Source organism: Anaerobiospirillum sp. NML120449 (genome assembly GCF_023051105.1).
Classification (GTDB): Bacteria; Pseudomonadota; Gammaproteobacteria; order Enterobacterales; family Succinivibrionaceae; genus Anaerobiospirillum.
The window spans coordinates 1-2,478 of record NZ_JALKIL010000088.1 but is presented as its reverse complement, the minus strand read 5'-3'; the positions used below and the strand labels follow the sequence as shown (position 1 = coordinate 2,478).

Below are 2,478 nucleotides of genomic sequence, written 5' to 3'. Positions count from 1 at the left end.
GAGAGGCAGATTCTCATCTTGCTTGCTTAACGATGAGAGGCAGATTCTCATCTTGCTTGCTTAACGATGAGAGGCAGATTCTCATCTTGCTTGCTTAACGATGAGAGGCAGATTCTCATCTTGCTTGTTTGACTGATAAGAGGCCGTGGTGGCTCAATGGGCATTTGTCTTAATTTAGCTTCCTGATATTGATGGTAGTGTCAGATGCAATTTAATGCTGACACTATAAATACCAGTAAAGACATGCAAGCAGGCCTGACCAAATCATCGCTTAGATCCTTAAGAGGATGAAGGGAAGTTCTAGTACAGGCCTTTATAGCATGCAGTTGGTACTGCATGGAATTGTGTCAGCAATCAGTCAAACAGGGAATTCTGACGTACAGCAGAACTAATAGCAGGCTTAGAACCGATGCCGTTTAGAATCCTATTGGCAATTTCATCCAGATTGTCAGTACCTGATATATAACTGGCACCAAACTTATTCACAAGCATATGGTTACCCTGGGTTATCTCGGCGCTGTTTGTCTGTTGATCTCTATACTTAACAACAAACAGAGGTTTGCCTGAATTTGCACAATTCTGTGCAGCATGCATTGTTCCACCTTGGATACCGGTCTGAATGACCAAAGTAGCCAGCGCCAAGCCAGCCTGAAGGCGATCACGGGCTACAAGATTATATGGAGATACTCGAGTTCCAATTTCGTATTCAGATAAAAGCAATCCGCCATTAATCACAATGTCTTCCGCAAGCTCAGTATTCTCAGGTGGGTATACTGTATCAAGCCCATGAGCTAGAAAAGCAATAGTTCTACCTCCAGCTTTCAGTGCTTCTTTGTGACCAATTGTGTCACATCCTAATGCAAGTCCAGATACGATACAAAAACCTCTTTTTGCGAATTCTGAGGCCAAATAGCTACCGGCCTTCTCAGCTGTAGGTGTGCACTTTCTGGTACCTATTACTGCTATTGCAGGTTCTTTAAGTGCACTGAGGTCACCTTTATAGAAAAGTACTACAGGAGGGTCTTCCCTTTTTCCGTCTTTAGTCATTACATTCTTCAGAATGTTAGGGAACTCTGGCTCATAGTAAGAAATTATGCCGACACAGTTTGATTCTGCTAATTCGATAGTTTGATCAGCCTTGTCAAGAGCCCTCTCCAGCTCTTTTCTAGTTATTGGTACCTTGCCAGATTCATTAGGGCTTTTCTTTTTTACTGAACACTTTGAAAGAATTTCAATCAACTCATCAGTGTCGATAAAATATGAAGTATAGTTACCTACTTTCAGAATGCTCTTTTTGCCAACCCCTGAAAACGATTGCAGGGCCAATATTTGACGAGTAGTAAGGGACATATCTCCTCCAGTGACGATTCTCGGATTAAATCACTATATGTGGTTTAGAGCCTCGCGTCTATGACTAAGTTTACAAGCTCATGATAGGAGTAACTACGTCTGACAGTGATCTTTACGCTAAAACATGAAGCTGATCAGATTTTCAGAGCTCCAATACAGCAAATCACTGTTCATTGCTGCACTGACAAGTGCATTGTTATCATTTACATGAATCATAGTTAGACATCTATACTTCAAATCAAGAAGTTATAGTCTTGCTTAAGAGATAGAGGAAGCTCGTGCTGCTGGGAGTATCATAGTTACAAAACATGTCAAAGTCCAGTTCGTGACATTATATTTGTCATACAGGCGTAAAGTGGCTCGTCTCATGTGCTGAGCACATGCTCTTAACAGGGTCGGGGCACCTGCCAAGAAACGCAAAAACCACCTTGTGGTTGTCTGTTCACGGACCGGATGTCTTGATACCCGATATGGCCGTTCTGTCCAGTTAATAGCCGTTGGCCTGCATGATGGGCGGGGCCGTGCAGGCGGAGCCTGAGCGGGCCGGCAGCGGCGGCGCAGACGCTGCCACCTTGGCTGAGATCTATGGGCCTTGTTTTTTGCAGGGCCCAGAAACACAAAAACCACCTTGCGGTGGTCAGTTCATGGGCCGGAGAGGACGTTCAGGTCCTGCTACTGGCCGTTAGCCTGCATGATGGGCTGGGCAGTGCAGGCGGAGCCTGCGCAGGCTGGCTGCGGCGTCGCAGACGCTGCAGCCGGGGCTGACGGCGTTCTGCTTTTGCAGGGGCCAGAAACGAAAAAACCACCTTGCGGTGGTCAGTTCAAAAGTGGTGCTGATACCGAGAATCGAACTCGGGACCTCACCCTTACCAAGGGTGCGCTCTACCAACTGAGCCATATCAGCACATCGAAGATAAATGGCGGAACGGACGGGAATCGAACCCGCGACCTCCTGCGTGACAGGCAGGCATTCTAACCGGCTGAACTACCGCTCCGCATTCAAAAATTAAGTCTGGCGATGACCTACTCTCACACAATCGTACGTTGCACTACCATCGGCGTTACTGCATTTCACTTCTGTGTTCGGAATGGGGACAGGTGGGACTACAGCACTATGGTCGCCAGACA

At 46.5% G+C, this 2,478-nt stretch carries 1 protein-coding gene, 2 tRNA genes and 1 rRNA gene; all 4 read right to left on the bottom strand.

Translation table 11 applies throughout. The features are described from left to right. Positions 1-354: 354 nt before the first annotated feature. The 4 genes from MXE41_RS12875 to rrf all read right to left on the bottom strand — a co-directional run bounded on the left by MXE41_RS12875 (position 355) and on the right by rrf (position 2,476). Positions 355-1,350 (bottom strand): DNA-processing protein DprA, encoded by a 996-nt coding sequence (locus MXE41_RS12875; RefSeq protein WP_247100871.1) that lies wholly within the window; start codon positions 1,348-1,350, stop codon positions 355-357. A gap of 828 nt (positions 1,351-2,178) precedes the next feature. Further along, a tRNA-Thr gene (locus tag MXE41_RS12870) sits at positions 2,179-2,254 on the bottom strand. 14 nt (positions 2,255-2,268) lie between these two features. Beyond that, positions 2,269-2,345, bottom strand: a tRNA-Asp gene (locus MXE41_RS12865). A 15-nt stretch (positions 2,346-2,360) separates the two neighbouring features. Further along, positions 2,361-2,476: ribosomal RNA gene (rrf, locus tag MXE41_RS12860) — 5S ribosomal RNA — on the bottom strand. Positions 2,477-2,478 lie beyond the last annotated feature (2 nt).

What these genes read in the sequence shown, in the direction of transcription:
- MXE41_RS12875 (WP_247100871.1), bottom strand. Translation starts at nt 1,350, where the DNA reads ATGTCCCTTACTACTCGTCAAATATTGGCCCTGCAATCGTTTTCAGGG.